We start from the raw sequence: 16,966 nt of genomic DNA, 5'->3' as shown, positions 1-16,966 counted from the left end.
GGCAGTACGGAAGGAATTGGTGAACGCCTGGGAAACGGATGATTTACCAGGTGTCATACGACGGTGAACTGCCGTGGGCTGCCGCCGTCGAGGACGGCAGCCCACGGCTGAAAGAGGGCGCTCCTACCTCTGCTTGATCCTCAGGAAGGTGATGGAGTTCGCCGGGAAGGTGTACGTGAACTCGGCGGCGACCCCGTCGAAGGTGGATTTCACGGGGGCGACCGGTGTCTCGGTCTCCGAGTTCACCGCGTTCGGGTCGGCGGTCAGCGTGGTCACCCGGGCCTTGGACGCCACCTTGGCGCCGCCCAGGTCGATCGCCGTGCGGGCGGCCGCCGCCTGGGCGTTGACGACCTTGACGATCAGGTCACCGGTCTTCTTGTCCTTGGTGACGACCTGCCGGAACGGCTCGGCCGGCTTGTCGTCGGTGAAGCTGCCCCACTCCTGGCCGTCGAGGTAGAGCGTGACCTGGCGGCCCCGCACCTTGACGTCGATGTCGTAGGCGCGGCCCGTCTCGACGGATCCGGCCTTGGAGATCAGCGTCGACTTGCCGCCATCCACGGCCTGCTCGACGGCGGACTGGGTGTTGTTCCAGCCGCCGAGGTTCCACCAGTAGTAGTTGCCGGTGTCCTTGACGCCGAAGGCGACGAGGAAGCCCTCCTTGCCGGACTTCTTGGTGGCCTTCACATGCAGGTCGTAGTCGTGCCACTCGGTGTCGCCGGCCGAGACCATGGTGTTCTCGGCGGCCACGTCGGTCTGCACGTACTGGCCGTCCTGGACGCTCCAGCTGCCGCCGCCGGTGTGGGTCCACTTCGAGGCGTCACCGGAGAAGTCGTCGGTCAGCAGGGGGTTGCCGTCCGCGTCCGTGACCCGCACATCGTCGTACGCCGCTGTCGTCGCCCAGGTCGACAGGCCGACCGCACCCGTGATGGGGCCCGTCAGTGACGGTGTCCCGGTCGCGGTGGAGGGCACCACGCGGTCGCCCACGTTGGTCATGAACAGCTTCTGGACCTCGTAGTTGGCGGAGTTCCAAGAGGCGTGGTTGTTGAACCACACCATGTCCGGACTCCACTGGACGTAGTCCTCGTTGGCGAACAGCGGGGCGTAGGAGGCGAGTTTGACGACGTCCGCGTTGCGTTCCAGACCGGTCATGAAGGCGGCTTCGGCGAGGCCGTTCTTGAAGGCGTTGCCCCAGGAGGCGTATTCGCCGAGGAAGACCTTCGGGCCGTTGCGGTCGTAGGAGTCGTAGCGGTCGTTGTTCTGGAGGAACCACTGCGTGCTGTTGTAGTAGTGCTCGTCGACCATGTCGACGTTCTCCTGGCGGTTGAGCTGCCAGGCCGTGTCGAAGGTCTGACCGGCGTCATCGGGGCCGGAGTTGGAGACCACGGTGATGTCCGGGTACTTCGCCTCGATGGCCGCGCGGAACTGCTTGAACCGGGCCATGAACTCGACGGGCAGGTTCTCCTCGTTGCCGACCCCGAGCGTCGTGAGGTGGAAGGGCCTTGGGTGGCCCATCTGGGCACGCTTCTTGCCCCAGGTCGAGGTGACGGGGCCGTTGGCGAACTCGATGAGGTCGAGGGTGTCCTGGATGTGCCGCTTGAGCAGGGCGTCGTCGTCGGTGGCCCTGTTCTGGCCGCAGCCGGTCACCAGGGCGGGGACGACGGGCAGCGGCATGGCGCCGATGTCCTCGGCGAAGCGGAAGTACTCGTAGTAGCCGAGGCCGTAACTCTGGTTGTAGCCCCAAAAGTTGGAATTGGTGGCGCGCTCCTCGACCGGGCCGATGGTGTCCTTCCACTGGTAGGACCGCTTGCGCTCATAACCGGAGGCCTCGCTGTAGTCCTCCATGGAGCCGGTGTTCACCAGGCAGCCGCCGGGGAAGCGCAGGAAGCCCGGCTTCAGGGCGGCGACCTTCTCGGCGAGGTCCTTGCGCAGGCCGTTGGGCTGGTGCTTGTAGGTGTCGCGCGGGAAGAGGGAGACCATGTCGAGGGCGGCCGCGGCCGTGGAGGCCACGGTCAGCCGGCCGTCGCTGCTGGTGCGGGTGGCGGTGAAGGTCGCCCTGTACTTGGCCCAGCCGCCCCTCGCGGCGACCTGCCGGGCGGTGGCGAGGCCGCCGTCGGCGTCCTGGAGCGAGACCGTGAGGGTCGTGCCGTTCTCGGCGCGGGCCCACACGGAGAAGTCGTACTTCTTGCCCTCCTCGACATGGACACCGGTGTTGTATCCGGCGTTGGTTACGCTCGAACCGGCGCCAAGGGAGAGGTAGTTGCGGTTGCGCGCGTTGAGCCGGCCGTCGTCGTTCACGACCTGTCCGGTGCCGTCGACGGTCCAGGAGGTGAGGGGGGTGTACGAGCGGTTGTCGTCGGTGGAGTACTCGAAGGACCGGTTCTGGACGAGTTCGGCGTACAGGCCTCCGTCGGCGGCCCGGTTGATGTCCTCGAAGAAGACGCCGTACATCGTGTCGTCGATCTTCGCGCCCTTGGCGGCGGGGTCGACGGTGATGGCGTAGTCGGTGGCGTCCTCGGCATGGGCCGGGGCCGGAACGAGACCGGCCGCCACCAGGAACGCGGTGGCGGCGAGGCCGAATCTCCAGCGGGTGCGTGACATGGATACTCCGCGGCTCGATCGGGGGAGCTATGCGACTGTTCGAAATACCAGACACTGATCAGGACTTCGAACGGCAAGATAGGGAGGGGGATTCGCGAGCGTCAACGGGTCGCGCGGTACCGAAAGTGTCGGAAGGGAGAGCGGATGGGCGGATTCTGGCCAGTGCCGGAGGTACTGACCTATCTGGCCGGGAGCTGGCGGGCCGAACGTTCCGTGCGAGACCTGGCGAGCGGGGAGGCCGGGCACTTCACGGGCACGACGGTTTTCGGCCCCTGGGACGGCGAAGGGCTGTTGCACCAGGAATCCGGCACGTTCACCTGGCAGGGCGTCTCCCGCCCCGCCGAGCGCACCCTGCGCTTCCTGCCCGGGACTTCGGCGGGAGAGGCCGACGTGCGCTTCGCCGACGGCCGCCTCTTCCACGACCTGGACCTGACCTCCGGCCACCACATCGCCGACCACCCCTGCGCGGCGGACCTCTACCGCGGCGAGTTCACCGTCCTCGACGAGCACCACTGGCGGACGGTGTGGCGGGTGGGCGGCCCCGCCAAGGACCTCGTCCTCACGACCGAGTACACGCGCGAGACCTGACCGCTACAGGTGCGGAACCTGAGCCCGGGCCCCGTCGAAGCGCAGGTTCCAGCGCCCCGCGTGACCGGTGACGGTGGTGGTCGACAGGGGGCGGACGTCGATGTTCCAGTACGTCGACGGCGGCGCCTTCAGGGCGTACACCAGCGCGGCGCGGACCACCGAGGGCTCGGCGACGGCGACGATACGGCCGCCGTCGCCCACGGGTCGGGTGTCGAGCCAGCCGCCGACCCGGCCGATGAAGGCCAGCAGCGACTCACCGCCGTGCGGGGTGCCGCGCGGGTCGGCGAGCCAGGCGTCCACCAATGCCGGTTCGCGCGCCATCGCCTCGCCCAGGGTCAGTCCGCGCCAGCGGCCCATGTCGCAGTCCCGCAGGGCGAGTTGCACGAGCGGGGCGTAGCCGAGGGCGTCCCCGGTCGCGCGGCTGCGTGGAGTCGGTGAGCAGTAGCGCAGCTCTGCCGCGGCCAGCGGCAGCAACTCCCCCGCGGCGCGCTGCACCTCGTCCCAGCCGGCCTGGTCGAGCGGCCGGTCGTCCTCGAAGCGCTCCGCGAGCAGCGGGGAGCTGCGGGCGGCTGCGACGAATGTGACCCGAAGTGACATGCGGCGATGGTGAGTGGAGAAAGTGCGCAGGTCAAGAGGTGTTACCCGGGAGTTACGCAGGGTTGGCAAAACCTTACTGCAAGGTCAGGACCTGCCAGACAACTCACCCGAAACGAGGGGCCTTAGTAGAGGTGCGCCATCCACTGGTCCGGGTTCGCGAGCGGCGCGAAGCCGGCCTTCTCGTACACCCCGTGCGCGTCATGCGTGGCGAGCAGGATGCGGCGCAGCCCGTGAGGCCGCAGTTCCTCGCGTACGGCCTCGACGAGCGCGGTCCCGATCCCCTTGCCCCGCACGGACGGATCGACGTACACATCGCACAGCCACGCGAACGTGACCCGGTCGGTGATGATCCGGGCATACGCCACCTGCTCCCCCGAAGCCGTCTCATAGACGCCGAAGTTGAGCGATCCCTCGATCGCCCGGTCCTGCTTCTCCCTGGGGCGGCCGATCGCCCAGTAGGCGTCGGTGGAGAGCCAGTGATGGACGCGGGCGGCGTCGATACGGCCGGGGTCGGTGGAGATCTCGTAGCCAGCGGCGAGGTCGGTCATGCCGGGATCCTCGCAGTCCCGCAAGCCGGGGGGCGAACGGTTTCCCGGGGGCGTTGTCGGTGCCGGGGCCGCCGCTAGAGCACCTCGTCGCAGGCCGCCCGCAGGCGCCGTACCCCCTCCGCGATCTCCCCGACCCCCGCCACGGCCGCGAAGCTCAACCGCACATGCCCCGCGGGCGGTTCCGCGCTGAAGTACGGGCGCCCCGGCGTGATCGCCACCCCCGCGCGCAGGGCGGCCGCCGTGAGCGCGCTCTCGCTCACCCCGTCCGGAAGACGCAGCCAGAGGTGGTAGCCGCCCGACGGGACGTGCGGGAGGGCCAGTTCGGGCAGGTGCAGGCCGAGCGCCGTGGTCATGGCGTCCCGGCGCGTCTTCAAGTCCGCGGAGATCGCCCGCAGATGGCGCGGCCAGGCGGCCGAGCCCACGAGTTCCAGCGCCGCCTCCTGCAAGGGACGGGGCACGAAGAAGGTGTCGACGACCTGGATGGCTCGGAGCCGTTCCAGCACCGGGCCGCGCGCGGCCAGCGCGCACACCCGGAAGCTGGGCGAGGTCGCCTTGGTCAGCGAGCACACATGGACGACGACCCCGTCGGCGTCCTCGGCGGCCAGCGGACGCGGCAGTTCGCCCGCGTCCGCGTGCACGAGCCGTCGTACGAAGTCGTCCTCGACGACGAACGCGCCGGCCTCACGCGCGATGCGCAGCACCTCGCCCCGGCGTTCGGGGGCGAGCACCGCGCCGGTCGGGTTCTGGAACAGCGGCTGGCAGACGAACACCCGGGCGCCGGTGGCCCGGAAGGCGTCGGCCAGCAGCTGCGGCCTGACCCCGTCCGGGTCGACCGGGACCGGCACGGGCCGCAGCCCCGCCGCCCGGGCGATCGCCAGCATGCCGGGATAGGTGGGCGACTCCACGAGCACCGGCGCCCCGGGAGAGGCCAGCGCACGCAGCGCGATGGTCAGCGCCGACTGCCCGCCGGCGGCGATCAGCACCTCCGCCGCCGTGACCGAGCCGCCGATGCTCCGCGCGAACCACGAGCGCAGCTCCGTCAGCCCCTCCATGGGCGGCCGGCCCCAGGCACCGGGACGGCGTGCGGCACGGGAGAGCGCGGCGGCGAGCGCCTGCTCGGGCTGGAGCGAGGGGTGCAGATAGCCGCCGGTGAACTCGATCACCCCGGGCGGCGGCTCGGCCAGCGAGACCAGGACGCCGCTCGCGTCCACCGAGCGCGGCACGAGGTCGGTGGCGGCGTCCGCGCTCAGCGCCACCTCCTGCCAGGAGGTGTCCCCGACCGGCGCGACCGCCGTCCGCGGCGCCGCCCGGAACACCCCGGCGCCGGGCCGGGTGACGACGAGCCCCTCGGCGGCCAGCTGCGCCAGCGCGCGGGAGACGGTCACCGGGCTCACCCGGTACTGGTCGACCAGAGCTCGGCTGGACGGGAGCTTTCCACCGATAGAGTAGCGGTTCAGTTCACTTCTTAGCCGTTCCGCCAGCTCATTGACGCTGCTACGCTCTTGCATGAGAGTACAGAGTAGCGCTACTGACCCGATCACGATAGCGGTCGACGCCAAGCCGAACACCGCTGCCGGCACCCTGGTGGCAGCCCTCGGTGTGGTCGCCTTCTCCCTCACCTTCCCGGCGACGGCATGGGGTCTGGAGGGCTTCGGGCCCTGGTCGCTGGTCGGGGTGCGCAGCGTCCTCGCCGCGCTGATCGCCGGGTCCTGTCTGCTGGCGCTGCGCGTTCCCGTTCCCGCCCGGCGGCACTGGGCGGGGCTCGCGGTGGTGGCCGGCGGTGTCGTCGTCGGCTTCCCGTTGCTCACCACGCTCGCGCTCCAGACCTCGACCACCTCCCACGCCGCCGTGGTGGTCGGTCTCCTCCCCCTCACCACCGCGCTGTTCTCCGCCCTGCGCATGGGCACCCGCCCGTCCCGCACCTTCTGGACGGCCGCTCTCGCGGGCGCCGCCGCGGTGCTCGCCTTCACCGTGCAGCAGAGCGGCGGCACCCTCACCTCCGCCGACCTGTATCTCTTCGGCGCCCTGCTGGTGTGCGCGGCCGGCTACACCGAGGGCGGCCGGCTGGCCAAGGTCATACCGGGCTGGCAGGTCATCGGCTGGGCGCTGGTGCTGTGCCTGCCGCTCACCGTGCCCGCCGCCGCGGTGGCCCTGTCGTACGAACCCGTGCACCTCACCGCGCACAGCGTGACCGGACTGCTGTGGGTCGCGGCGGGCTCGCAGTTCCTCGGTCTGGTCGTCTGGTACCGGGGCATGGCCATGATCGGCATCCCCAAGGCCAGCCAGTTGCAGTTGGCCCAGCCCCTGCTCACACTGGTGTGGTCGGTGCTGCTGCTGGGCGAGCACCTGACGCCGGCCGCCCCGCTGACGGCCGCGGCGGTGCTCGTCTGCATCGCCGTCACCCAGCGGGCGCGGGGCTGAGCGGCGCGCACGGGCCGGTCCAACCGGGCCCCCGCGCCGTAAACTCAAGGCCAGGGACCGCTGCTCCCGCACCTCGTGAGGAGGACCGACAGATGCGTGCAACCGTGGGCGACCAGCTTGTCCAGCACGGCAGGGTGGTCGGACAGCACGACAAGATCGGCGAGATCGTCGAAGTGATGGGACAGGGGGGCAACCCCCCTTACCGCGTCCGCTTCGAGGACGGGCACGTGGGCGTGTGCTCGCCCGGCCCCGACACCGAGATCCGCCACAAGGACACCGCGAACTAGTTCAGCGTGACGACCTCGCCGGCTGCTGATAGTGGTCGGCGACCACGCGTGCCATCGCACCGATGGGATCCGCCGACACCTCCTTGGCCGCGAAGAAGACATGCCCGCACAGCTCCGGGTGGTCCTTGGCCAGGGTGAGGTGCCGGGACAGCTCGGCGGGGTCCTGCCAGGCGGCGGGCTGAGCCGGGTCCCCCGCCTTGTACAGGGCCTCGCCCAGGTACAGCTTCGTCCTGCTCCCCCGCGCCACATCGGCCCACCAGCGCGCCAGTTCCGCGTAGTCGGCGGCGGCGAAGCCGATGTTCCAGTAGAGCTGCGGCACGAGGTAGTCGATCCAGCCCTCGCGGACCCACTTGCGGGTGTCCGCGTAGTTGTCGTCGTACGACTGGACGCCCGCCCGTGTGCTGGAGCCGAGTGGATCGGTGGCGACGTTGCGCCACACCCCGAAGGGGCTGATGCCGAACCGGGTGGTGGGCCGGGTCTGCCGGATGCGGGCCGCGGTCTCCAGCACGAGCCGGTCGATGTTGTCCCGCCGCCAGTCGGCCCGGGTGGCGAAGCCGCCGCCGTACTCGTCGTAGGCCGCGTCGTCGTCGAAGGTCTGGCCCGCCACCGGGTACGGGTAGAAGTAGTCGTCGAAGTGGACCGCGTCCACCGGATACTTCTCCACCGCGTCCAGGATGGCGTCCTGCACGAAGGCGCGGACCTCGGGCAGCCCGGGGTTGTAGTAGAGCTTCCCGCCGTACGTCACCACCCATTCCGGATGCTGCCGGGCCGGGTGCGAGGCGACCAGTTTCGTCGGGTCCGCCTGGAGGGAGATGCGGTAGGGGTTGAACCAGGCGTGCAGTTCCAGGCCCCGGTCGTGCGCCTCCCGCACGGCCGTGCCGAGCGGATCCCAGCCGGGGGCCTCGCCCTGGGTGCCGGTGAGGTACTGCGACCAGGGCTCGTACGGCGAGGGCCAGAGCGCGTCCGCGGTGGGCCGTACCTGGAGGATCACCGTGTTGAGCCGGTCCGCCACCGCCTTGTCGAGGTGCGCGATCAGCTCGGCGCGCTGCTGGGCGGCGGTCAGCCCGGTGCTGGAGGGCCAGTCGCGGTTGGCCACACTGGCGATCCAGACGCCCCGCATCTCACGGACCTCGCGCGACCGGCGGGCCGGTGCGGCCTGCGCGGTGCCCGACGCGGTCGTGACCGTGGAAAGCAAGGCCAGCCCGAACGCCCGACGTGACAAACGCCCCATCCGTACACCCCGAAACACTGCGGATCCGCCCGTCCGCGGACCGTTCGCGCCCAGGATGCCCGACCCCGTCGATCGATCATCGATACTTTCCAGTAACGTGCACGAACGGAGCAGGGCATCTCCACAAAGAGCCCCTGCACAGTCCGTAGACCAGCGAAAGGGACGATGTGAGCGACATCGAGCGCGTCGGAGTAGTGGGCTGCGGCCAGATGGGGGCCGGCATCGCCGAGGTCTGCGCCCGTTCCGGACTGGACGTGAAGGTCGCCGAGACCACCGGTGAAGCCCTGGAGATCGGCCGGACCCGGTTGCTCAACTCACTGACGAAGGCCGCCGAACGCGGCAAGATCAGCGAGGAGGAGCGCGACGCGACCCTGGCGCGGCTGTCGTTCACCACCGACCTCGGCGAGTTCTCCGACCGCGATCTGGTGATCGAGGCCGTCGTCGAGAACGAGCAGGTGAAGATGGAGATCTTCCAGGTGCTCGACCAGGTCATGACCCGGCCGGACGCGATCCTCGCCTCCAACACCTCCTCCATCCCCCTGGTGAAGCTGGCGGTCGCGACCTCGCGCCCCGACCATGTCATCGGCATCCACTTCTTCAACCCGGCCCCGGTGCAGAAGCTCGTCGAGCTGATCCCGGCGCTCACCACCTCCGAGGGCACGATCAGCCGCGCCCAGACCTTCGCCGAGAAGCTGCTCGGCAAGCACGCGATCCGCGCCCAGGACCGCTCGGGCTTCGTGGTCAACGCGCTGCTGGTGCCGTATCTGCTCTCCGCCATCCGGATGTTCGAGTCGGGCATCGCCGGCCGCGAGGACATCGACAACGGCATGGAGATGGGCTGCGCCCACCCGATGGGCCCGCTGAAGCTGTCCGACCTGATCGGTCTGGACACGATCGTCTCCATCGCGAATTCGATGTACGAGGAGTACAAGGAGCCGCTGTACGCCGCTCCCCCGCTGCTCCAGCGCATGGTCGACGCGGGCCGTCTGGGCCGCAAGACCGGCTCCGGCTTCTACACCTACGGCTGACACCTCTCGGCGTCTTGCACAGTGCCCGTTACAGGGTGCTGATGACACAGTGCGACGAACACGGGCTCGGCACTCTTCGGAGCGCCGGGCCCGCCGTATTCACACACCGTGTGCGCGCCGGGCCCGCATATGCCTGTCGCACACGCTCCCCACGCGTCCACCAGGCGAGTTGACTCTTCATGCGCATGCAAGGGATGTGACGACTACGGAAAGGAGCGGACCAGTGACCGCCGACCCGGAGCATCCCGTGGTCCATGGAGAACTCGCAGAGTTACGCCGCCGGCTCGATGTCGCGTACGCGCGCGTCGAGGGAGGGCTCGCTCTGCTCAGCCATCGCACGGAGGAGACGGACAAGGAACTGGACGACCTCAGCGCACGCATCGTCGTACTGGAGCACGCCCGTTGGCCGCTGCCCGCCGTCGCGGCCATCACGGCCATAGGCGCGCTGATCGCGACGGTCTGGCAGGCCATCGGGCACTAGGGCGTGGGACGCGGTGGGGGGAAGTCAGGGCAAGGCGTCCTGTCCGAGCCTGAGATGGTGCAACAGGAGCAGCGCGGCCGCCATGTTGGCGGCCGGGACCTCGCCCCGGGCGACCATGTCGGGGACGAGCTTGAGGGGGACCCATTCCCGGCGGTCCGACTCGAAGTCGTCGACCGGGTGTCCGACGTACTCGCCTTCCTCGGCCCAGTAGATGTGGTGCCGGGCGTCGGTGAGTCCGTTGGACGGTTCCACGCTCATGAGGTGGTGCAGAGGTCCCGGTCGCCAGCCGGTCTCTTCCTCGAGTTCCCTGGCGGCCGCGCACACGATGTCCTCGCCGTCCTCGACGACGCCCGCGGCCAGTTCCCACCCCCAACTGTCGGTGATGAAGCGGTGGCGCCACAGGAGGAGGACCTCATTGGCCTCGTTCACCACCGTGGCCACGGCGACGGGCCGCAGCCGTATCAAAAAGTGATCGAGGTGCCGACCGTCCGGCAGCTCGACATCCGCGAGGTTGACGCTGAACCAGCGGTTTTCATACACAGTTTGTTCGTTCTGTTTCGTCCACTGCACGGTTCTGCCACCTTCCGCCGAGTAAGTGGCAATATCGCAGCAGGAGCAGTTCGGCAGCAGACGCAGAACGACCTCTCACAGCTGTGGCGCAGTGTGGTGCCAGGGGTTCACAGCGGTACGCGCAGGGCTCCGTCGATCAGTTCGGCTGCCTCGGCCGTGCCCGCGCAGCCGCTGCGGACCAGGTGTTCGCGCACCGCGCGGAGTCTGTCGCGCAGGCGCTGGGACTCCATTCCACGGGCCTGCTCGGCCATCTGCACCGCGGTGGCCACCGCCTTGTCGGCGTTGCCCTGCCGCAGCTCGATCGTGCTGAGCATCGCGAGCCGGTGCACCCGGCCCCGGTCGTGGGCCGGATTGTCGACGGCCACGGAGGCGTGCTCCCGCGCCGCCACCAGCTCGCCGAGGCTGAGCAGCGCCTCCGCCACCTGGACATTGACCAACCCCGGCTGGACATAGCCGGTTTCGTCGGGTTCGTATCCCCGCCGGATGCGTTCGGCGGCCTGCTCGGCACGCCGGATGCAGGACAGCGCGCTCGTGCCGTCGCCGAGGTGTGCGTACGCCTTCGCCTGCATCGCGTACAGGTCGGAGGCGAGCGCGGGGGTGATGTGCTTGCCCGCGGCCCGCAGCGCGGCCTCCGCGAAGGCGACGGCCTGCCGGTTCTCCCGCATGAACAGCGACTGGTTGACGAGGAGCGCGATCACATACGCGCCGAGTCCGCGGTCCCCACTGGCCTTCGCGAGCCGGAGCGCCTGGTGGAAGTAGCGCTGGGCGAGGCCGTGGGCGTCGGAGTCGTAGGCGCAGATACCGGCGACCGCGACCAACCCACCGGTGGCCCGGTGCAGTTGACGCCCGGTCTCGTCGGTGTAGCTGCCGCGCAGCAGCGGGGCGGCCTCGGCGTTGAGGAAGCCGACGATCCGGGTGCGGGTCGCGATGCCGCCGGCCTTCCGGTACATCTGCTCGTAGTGCGTACGGGCGGCGCGCAGCATCTCCAGATCACCGGCGGTGACCCGGTGCCGCCCGCCCCGCGACACATCGACGTCCTCGGGCGGGTTCTCCCACTCCCACACCGGCATGACGGCGGGCGTGCCGGTGACCGCGGGGGCGCCCAGTATGTGCGGCCGCTGCTGCTCGTCGGAGCGCCACAGGGCGGTGGCCCGCTCCACGAACCCGGACAGCGAGGTGCCGTGCGGGGCGGAGGGCTCGCCGGGGACGCCGAGGCCGATGTCGTCGAGGTTGACGGTGCGGTGCAGCCGGGCGGCGAGCACCTCGCAGATCAGGTCGGGCACCTGACCACGGGGGCGCTGGCCCTTCAACCACCGTGCTACGGCGGTGTGTTCGTACCGGAGCGCGAGCCCGCGCGCACGTCCGGCCTGGTTCACGTGTGCGGCCAACCCCGCGTGCGAGATCCCCGCTTCGTCCAGGATCGCGTCGAGCAGAGTGTTGGGCTGCATATATGCCCCCCGGGTGGCTCGGTGCCGACCGTGCCGTCAGAGTAATGGGTGTGTCTTCACACGGGGTGTGAACGGAGTGCCCGAATCCGTAGCGTGCGCGCACTGTCGCGGAGAGTTTCCAGCCGGTTGACTGAAATGCCTCGCAAGAGGCCGGCCGGGCCGCCGGCTCCCCCTCGTACAGTGCGGCGGCCCGAATCCGCGCCGTCCGCCCAGCTGCCTGCCCGACACTCCGTGGCGGGGCGGACGGCTGCCGCCGGCTTGGCCGCACGACTGATCGCCGGGTGCCTAGAGGTGCGTTGTCGGCTGCGGGTGCATCGTGGCTGGTCGCGCAGTTCCCCGCGCCCCTAAGGCATGCCGCGGGCAACGTTCGTTTCGCAGTACCAGTAGCGCGATGTCGTCCGCGGGAGCGCCCGCCGCGTGGCGCATCAGGTCCGCGAAAACCGAACCGAGCACAGCCTGAGGAGCCTCGCCCGCAGCTTTCACCAAAGCCCCTGACAAAGAGAAGAACCGGCCATGAGCGTCTCTCGCGTCCTCGGCTCCGTCCGTGTGGAGGACCAGGGTCTCGCCGGGGAGCAGGAAGCCGCACTGCATGGGCTGTAGTTCGGGCGGGAGCGGGAACGGCCCGAGCGGAGGGAGGGGGTCCGCTCGGGTCAGGGGGTCGACCCGGGCGCCGCTGAGCAGGTACGGCCACGGGTGACCGCAGTTCAGTGCGTACACGTCGCCGTCCCGGCCGATCTCCAGGAGCAGTACGGTGACGAACTCCTCGGCGACCGGGTCGTCGTCCCGGGCCCGCTCGCGCAGGTGTCTGGCCAGCGCGCGCTCCAACCGGCGCAGCACACCGCCCAGTTCGGGCTCGTCATGGACGGCCTCGCGGAAGCTGCCGAGTACGGCGGCGACGGTACCGAACGCGGCGAGGCCGTGCCCGCGGACGTCGCCCATGACGACGCGGACGCCATGCTCGGTGGCGATCACCTCGTACAGATCACCGCCCACGGAGGCACCACGGTCCGCGGAGAGCTGGGCGGCGGCGATGTCCAGCCCGTCGACGCGCGGCGGCAGCGGTCGCAGCAGGGCGCGCTGCGCGGCACCGGCGACCTGCCGGATCTGCCGGAGCTCGCGCAGCAGCGCTTGCCGGACGTGAAGTATCAACCCGGTGCCGACGGCGAAGAACACGGCACTGGTCACCAACCGCGCCTCGAAGTCGTTCTGCTGAGCGAGCGGGCAGGTCAGCTTGTACGTGACGGCCACGGCACCCCACGCAGTGGGTAACCCCAGCGAGAGCACCCGGCGGGGAACCCGACCCCTGATACGGATCATGCCGATGGCCCCCCAATAGGCCCAGACAGCACAGACGGACCGACCCCTAGAGGCCGGTCCGATTCTGTCGACAGCATGACCCGGAAGGACCAGATCACCCGCAAACGTCACCCTATTGAATGAGGTGACTGAATGCCGCTAGGGGCGCGGGGAACTGCGCGACCAGCCACAGCTCACCCGCACCCGGCACACAACATCAGCCGCGCAGGACCGCCCCCGTACGCTCACCCGCAAGAGCAACAGCCGCATCCCGCGCAGCCGAAGCCTCATCCACGGTCAGCGTCCGATCCACCGCCCGGAACCGCAACGCATACGCCAGCGACTTCTTGCCCTCACCAAGCTGATCGGCGTTCTCATACACGTCGAACAGCCTGATCGCCTCAAGCAGCGACCCCGCACCCTCACGCAGCGCGGCCTCGACATCGGTGTGCGGCACGAACCGGTCCACGACCAGCGCGACATCCTGCGTGGCGACCGGGAACGTGGAGATGCTCGGCGCCTGAGGCGTGTCGTCCCCGACGGCCTCCAGCGCGTCCAGGTCCAGCTCCATCGCGGAGGTACGCGCGGGCAGCCCGAACGCCTTCACCACCCGCGGGTGCAGCTCACCGGCATGACCGACGACCTTCTCCACACCCTCGGCGACGACCACGAGCTCGGCGCACCGCCCCGGGTGCCACGGCCCGTACTGCCCACCGCGGACGACCAGTTCGGCACCGGCCTCACGGGCGACCGCCCGCGCCGCCTCGACGGCGTCGGCCCAGTCCGCCGGACGGCCCTTGCCCCACCAGCCGGCCTGCTCACGGGCGCCCGCGAGCACGGCGGCCACATGCCGCGGCTGCGCGGGCAGCGCGGCGTTCAGGGAGGCGAGCTCGTCGTCCGTGGGACGCCGGTCGACGGGCAGCGAGGCTGCGACGCGCTGCTCCTCGCGCGGCTGGAACACCAGCCCCGTCTCGAAGAGCGCCAGGTCGTGCGAGCCCCGCCCGTCGTTGCGCCGCAGCGCACCGAGGAGGCCCGGCAGCAGCGACGTACGGAGCGCGGGCTCCTCGTCGTTGAGCGGGTTCGTCAGCTTGACGACACGGCGGGCCGGGTCGTCGGCCTCCAGGAGGAGCTGGTCGAAGACCTGCTCGCCGATGAAGGGGTAGTTCGGCGCCTCGACGAACCCGGCACCGGCCAGCGCCCGGCCGACGCGGCGGTGCAGCCGCTGCCGGTGGGTGAGGCCGCGGCCCGACGGGGGCTTGGGCAGCGTGGAGGGCAGGTTCTCGTAGCCCTCCAGGCGGATGACCTCTTCGGCCAGGTCGTTGACCTCGGTGAGGTCGGGGCGCCAGGACGGCACGGTGACGATCAGCTCGTCCTGCCCGTACACATCGCAGCCGACCTGCTGGAGACGGCGTACGACGGTCTCGCGGCCGTACTCCACTCCCGCGACCTTGTCCGGGTGGTCGGCCGCGACAGCGATGGTGTGCGGCGCGGACGGCGTGGCGACCTCGGTGACACCGGCGTCGGCGGTGCCGCCCGCGAGCAGCACGAGGAGGTCGACGGTGCGCTGGGCGGCGGCAGCCGCGGCGGCCGGGTCGACACCGCGCTCGAAGCGCCGGGACGCCTCGGAGGAGAGCTTGTGGCGGCGGGCCGTACGCGCGATCGACACCGCGTCGAAGTGGGCGGCCTCGATGACGACGTCGGTCGTGCCCTCCCCCTCCTCGTGGTCGGCGATCTCCGTGTTGGCGCCGCCCATGACACCGGCGAGGCCGATCGGGCCCCGCTCGTCGGTGATGACCAGGTCCTCGGCGTGCAGCTTCCGCTTCACCCCGTCGAGGGTGACGATCTCCTCGCCCTCACCGGCCCGGCGGACGCCGATGGTGCCCTGGACCAGCTTGCGGTCGTAGGCGTGCAGCGGCTGGCCGAGCTCCATCATCACGTAGTTGGTGACGTCGACGGCGAGCGAGATCGGGCGCATGCCGACCTTCTGGAGGCGGCGCTGGAGCCAGAGCGGGGAGCGGGCCTCAGGGCTGAGGCCCGACACCGTACGGGCCGTGAAGCGGTCGCAGCCGAGCGGCTCGGAGACCTGCACCGGGTAGCCGTAGGCGTTGGGGCCCGGGACGTCGAGGAGGGCCGGGTCGCTCAGCGGCAGGCCGTAGGCGATGGCGGTCTCGCGGGCGACGCCGCGGATGGAGAGGCAGTCGCCGCGGTTGGCGGTGACGGCGATGTCCAGGACCTCGTCGACCAGTTCGAGGAGCTCGATGGCGTCCTTGCCGACCTCGGTCTCCGGCGGCAGCACGATGATGCCGTGGCTGCCGTCGTCGCCCATGCCCAGCTCGTCGCCGGAGCAGATCATGCCGTGGGACGTCTTGCCGTACGTCTTGCGCGCGGAGATCGAGAAGCCGCCCGGCAGGGTGGCGCCGGGGAGGACCACGACGACCTTGTCGCCGACGGCGAAGTTACGGGCGCCGCAGACGATCTCCTGGGGCTCACCGGTGCCGTTGGCCTGGCCCACGTTGACCGTGCAGAAGCGGATCGGCTTCTTGAAGCCCTCCAGCTCCTCGATGGTCAGCACCTGGCCGACGACGAGGGGGCCCTTGAGGTCGGCACCGAGGTGCTCGACGGTCTCCACCTCAAGCCCTGCCGAAATGAGCTTGGCCTGGACGTCACGGCCGGTTTCGGTCGCCGGCAGGTCGACGTACTCCCGCAGCCAAGAAAGCGGGACCCGCATCAGATCTCCATCCCGAACGGCCGAGTGAACCGGACGTCACCCTCGACCATGTCTCGCATGTCTTCGACGTTGTGGCGGAACATCAGCATCCGCTCGATACCGAACCCGAAGGCGAACCCGCTGTACTTCTCCGGGTCGACGCCACAGGCGGTCAGCACCTTGGGGTTGACCATGCCGCAGCCGCCGAGCTCGATCCAGCCCTCGCTGGAGCAGGTGCGGCAGGGGCGGTCGGGGTTGCCGACGGACTCGCCGCGGCACACGTAGCAGACCATGTCCATCTCGGCGGACGGCTCGGTGAAGGGGAAGAAGTTCGGCCGCAGCCGGGTCTTCATGCCCTCGCCGAACAGGGCCTGGACCATGTGGTCCATGGTGCCCTTGAGGTCGGCCATGGTGAGGCCCTCGTCGACGGCCAGCAGCTCGACCTGGCGGAAGACCGGGGTGTGCGTGGCGTCCAGCTCGTCGGTGCGGTACACGACGCCGGGGCAGATCACGTAGACCGGCAGCTCACGGTCGAGCAGCGAGCGGATCTGCACGGGCGAGGTGTGGGTGCGCAGCACGACGCCGGACTCGGTGCCGCCTTCCGGGCCCTGCACGAAGAAGGTGTCGGCCTCGCCGCGGGCCGGGTGGTCCGGGCCGATGTTGAGGGCGTCGAAGTTGAACCACTCGGCCTCGACCTGCGGGCCCTCGGCGACCTCGTAGCCCATGGCCACGAAGACGTCCTCGATGCGCTCCGACAGGGTGGTGAGCGGATGCCGGGCGCCGGCCGGTACCCGGTCGTACGGCAGCGTGACGTCCACCGACTCCTCGACCAGCACGCGGGCGTCGCGCTCTTCCTCCAGCTCCGCCTGACGGCCCGCGAGGGCCTTGTTCACGGCGCCACGGGCCTGTCCGACGAGCTTTCCGGCGGCGGCCTTGGCCTGCGGGGGCAGGGCGCCGATCTCGCGGTTGGCGAGGGCCAGCGGCGAGGTGCCGCCGGTGTGGGCGACCTTGGCCTCCTGGAGCGCGTCGAGGGAGTCCGCGGCGGCGAAGGCGGCGAGCGCCTCGTCCCGCATGCGCTCGATCTCTTCTGGCTTCAACGCCTCGACCTCTACAGGGTCGTACGACTTGTTCGGTGCCGACATCTCTTCCCGTGCTTCCGATTGGCT

At 70.2% G+C, this 16,966-nt stretch carries 15 protein-coding genes; 5 read left to right on the top strand and 10 right to left on the bottom strand.

The window, feature by feature from the left end; translation table 11 throughout:
* Positions 1-123: 123 nt before the first annotated feature.
* Positions 124-2,598 carry an alpha-L-arabinofuranosidase C-terminal domain-containing protein gene (locus tag ACFY0U_RS29410; protein ID WP_388640933.1) on the bottom strand — a complete coding sequence of 825 codons (2,475 nt, stop codon included), beginning with the start codon at positions 2,596-2,598 and terminating at the stop codon, positions 124-126.
* 144 nt (positions 2,599-2,742) lie between these two features.
* Between ACFY0U_RS29410 and ACFY0U_RS29405 the strand changes: the two genes are divergently transcribed.
* On the top strand, positions 2,743-3,186 hold the full coding sequence (locus ACFY0U_RS29405) for a DUF6314 family protein (protein WP_388640931.1): 444 nt from the start codon (positions 2,743-2,745) through the stop codon (positions 3,184-3,186).
* Between the two features lie 3 nt (positions 3,187-3,189).
* Here ACFY0U_RS29405 and ACFY0U_RS29400 read toward each other — a convergent pair whose 3' ends face one another.
* The 3 genes from ACFY0U_RS29400 to ACFY0U_RS29390 all read right to left on the bottom strand — a co-directional run bounded on the left by ACFY0U_RS29400 (position 3,190) and on the right by ACFY0U_RS29390 (position 5,839).
* Positions 3,190-3,783, bottom strand: coding sequence for a histidine phosphatase family protein (locus tag ACFY0U_RS29400; protein ID WP_388640929.1), 594 nt, complete (start codon positions 3,781-3,783; stop codon positions 3,190-3,192).
* A gap of 122 nt (positions 3,784-3,905) precedes the next feature.
* Entirely contained in the window at positions 3,906-4,331 is a 426-nt protein-coding gene (locus tag ACFY0U_RS29395; protein ID WP_388640928.1) for a GNAT family N-acetyltransferase, read from the bottom strand.
* Between the two features lie 74 nt (positions 4,332-4,405).
* Complete coding sequence (locus tag ACFY0U_RS29390; protein WP_388640926.1) at positions 4,406-5,839, bottom strand: PLP-dependent aminotransferase family protein; 1,434 nt, start codon at positions 5,837-5,839, stop codon at positions 4,406-4,408.
* Between ACFY0U_RS29390 and ACFY0U_RS29385 the strand changes: the two genes are divergently transcribed.
* Positions 5,838-6,752 (top strand): DMT family transporter, encoded by a 915-nt coding sequence (locus ACFY0U_RS29385; RefSeq protein WP_388640925.1) that lies wholly within the window; start codon positions 5,838-5,840, stop codon positions 6,750-6,752. The two genes, ACFY0U_RS29390 and ACFY0U_RS29385, sit on opposite strands and share 2 nt — an antisense overlap.
* Positions 6,753-6,844: 92 nt before the next feature.
* Positions 6,845-7,039: a DUF1918 domain-containing protein gene (locus tag ACFY0U_RS29380; protein ID WP_388640924.1), complete on the top strand. Its 195-nt coding sequence runs from the start codon at positions 6,845-6,847 to the stop codon at positions 7,037-7,039.
* 1 nt (position 7,040) lies between these two features.
* Here the strand turns inward: ACFY0U_RS29380 and ACFY0U_RS29375 are convergent, their stop codons facing one another.
* Positions 7,041-8,270 carry a glycoside hydrolase family 10 protein gene (locus ACFY0U_RS29375; RefSeq protein WP_388640923.1) on the bottom strand — a complete coding sequence of 410 codons (1,230 nt, stop codon included), beginning with the start codon at positions 8,268-8,270 and terminating at the stop codon, positions 7,041-7,043.
* 167 nt (positions 8,271-8,437) lie between these two features.
* Between ACFY0U_RS29375 and ACFY0U_RS29370 the strand changes: the two genes are divergently transcribed.
* Both ACFY0U_RS29370 and ACFY0U_RS29365 read left to right on the top strand, forming a co-directional pair.
* The gene (locus tag ACFY0U_RS29370; protein WP_388640922.1) at positions 8,438-9,298 is read left to right on the top strand and encodes a 3-hydroxybutyryl-CoA dehydrogenase; all 861 of its coding nucleotides are present in this window, start codon (positions 8,438-8,440) and stop codon (positions 9,296-9,298) included.
* A 223-nt stretch (positions 9,299-9,521) separates the two neighbouring features.
* Complete coding sequence (locus ACFY0U_RS29365; protein WP_388640920.1) at positions 9,522-9,779, top strand: hypothetical protein; 258 nt, start codon at positions 9,522-9,524, stop codon at positions 9,777-9,779.
* A gap of 24 nt (positions 9,780-9,803) precedes the next feature.
* Here the strand turns inward: ACFY0U_RS29365 and ACFY0U_RS29360 are convergent, their stop codons facing one another.
* From ACFY0U_RS29360 to pheS, 5 genes are all read right to left on the bottom strand, one after another.
* Positions 9,804-10,349 carry an NUDIX hydrolase gene (locus tag ACFY0U_RS29360; protein WP_384173930.1) on the bottom strand — a complete coding sequence of 182 codons (546 nt, stop codon included), beginning with the start codon at positions 10,347-10,349 and terminating at the stop codon, positions 9,804-9,806.
* 107 nt (positions 10,350-10,456) lie between these two features.
* The gene (locus ACFY0U_RS29355; protein ID WP_388640919.1) at positions 10,457-11,797 is read right to left on the bottom strand and encodes a transcriptional regulator; all 1,341 of its coding nucleotides are present in this window, start codon (positions 11,795-11,797) and stop codon (positions 10,457-10,459) included.
* Positions 11,798-12,082: 285 nt separating this feature from the next.
* Complete coding sequence (locus tag ACFY0U_RS29350) at positions 12,083-13,114, bottom strand: PP2C family protein-serine/threonine phosphatase (protein WP_388640917.1); 1,032 nt, start codon at positions 13,112-13,114, stop codon at positions 12,083-12,085.
* Between the two features lie 196 nt (positions 13,115-13,310).
* On the bottom strand, positions 13,311-15,821 hold the full coding sequence (pheT, locus tag ACFY0U_RS29345) for a phenylalanine--tRNA ligase subunit beta (RefSeq protein ID WP_388640915.1): 2,511 nt from the start codon (positions 15,819-15,821) through the stop codon (positions 13,311-13,313).
* Complete coding sequence (gene pheS / locus ACFY0U_RS29340) at positions 15,821-16,942, bottom strand: phenylalanine--tRNA ligase subunit alpha (RefSeq protein WP_388640914.1); 1,122 nt, start codon at positions 16,940-16,942, stop codon at positions 15,821-15,823. Before pheS ends, pheT begins: the two co-directional genes overlap by 1 nt.
* Positions 16,943-16,966 lie beyond the last annotated feature (24 nt).

Origin of the sequence: Streptomyces sp. NPDC001536, assembly GCF_042894505.1 — a bacterium.
GTDB lineage: Bacteria > Actinomycetota > Actinomycetes > Streptomycetales > Streptomycetaceae > Streptomyces.
Note: the sequence above shows the minus strand (reverse complement) of the source record. Positions and strands in the feature narration are given on the sequence as shown.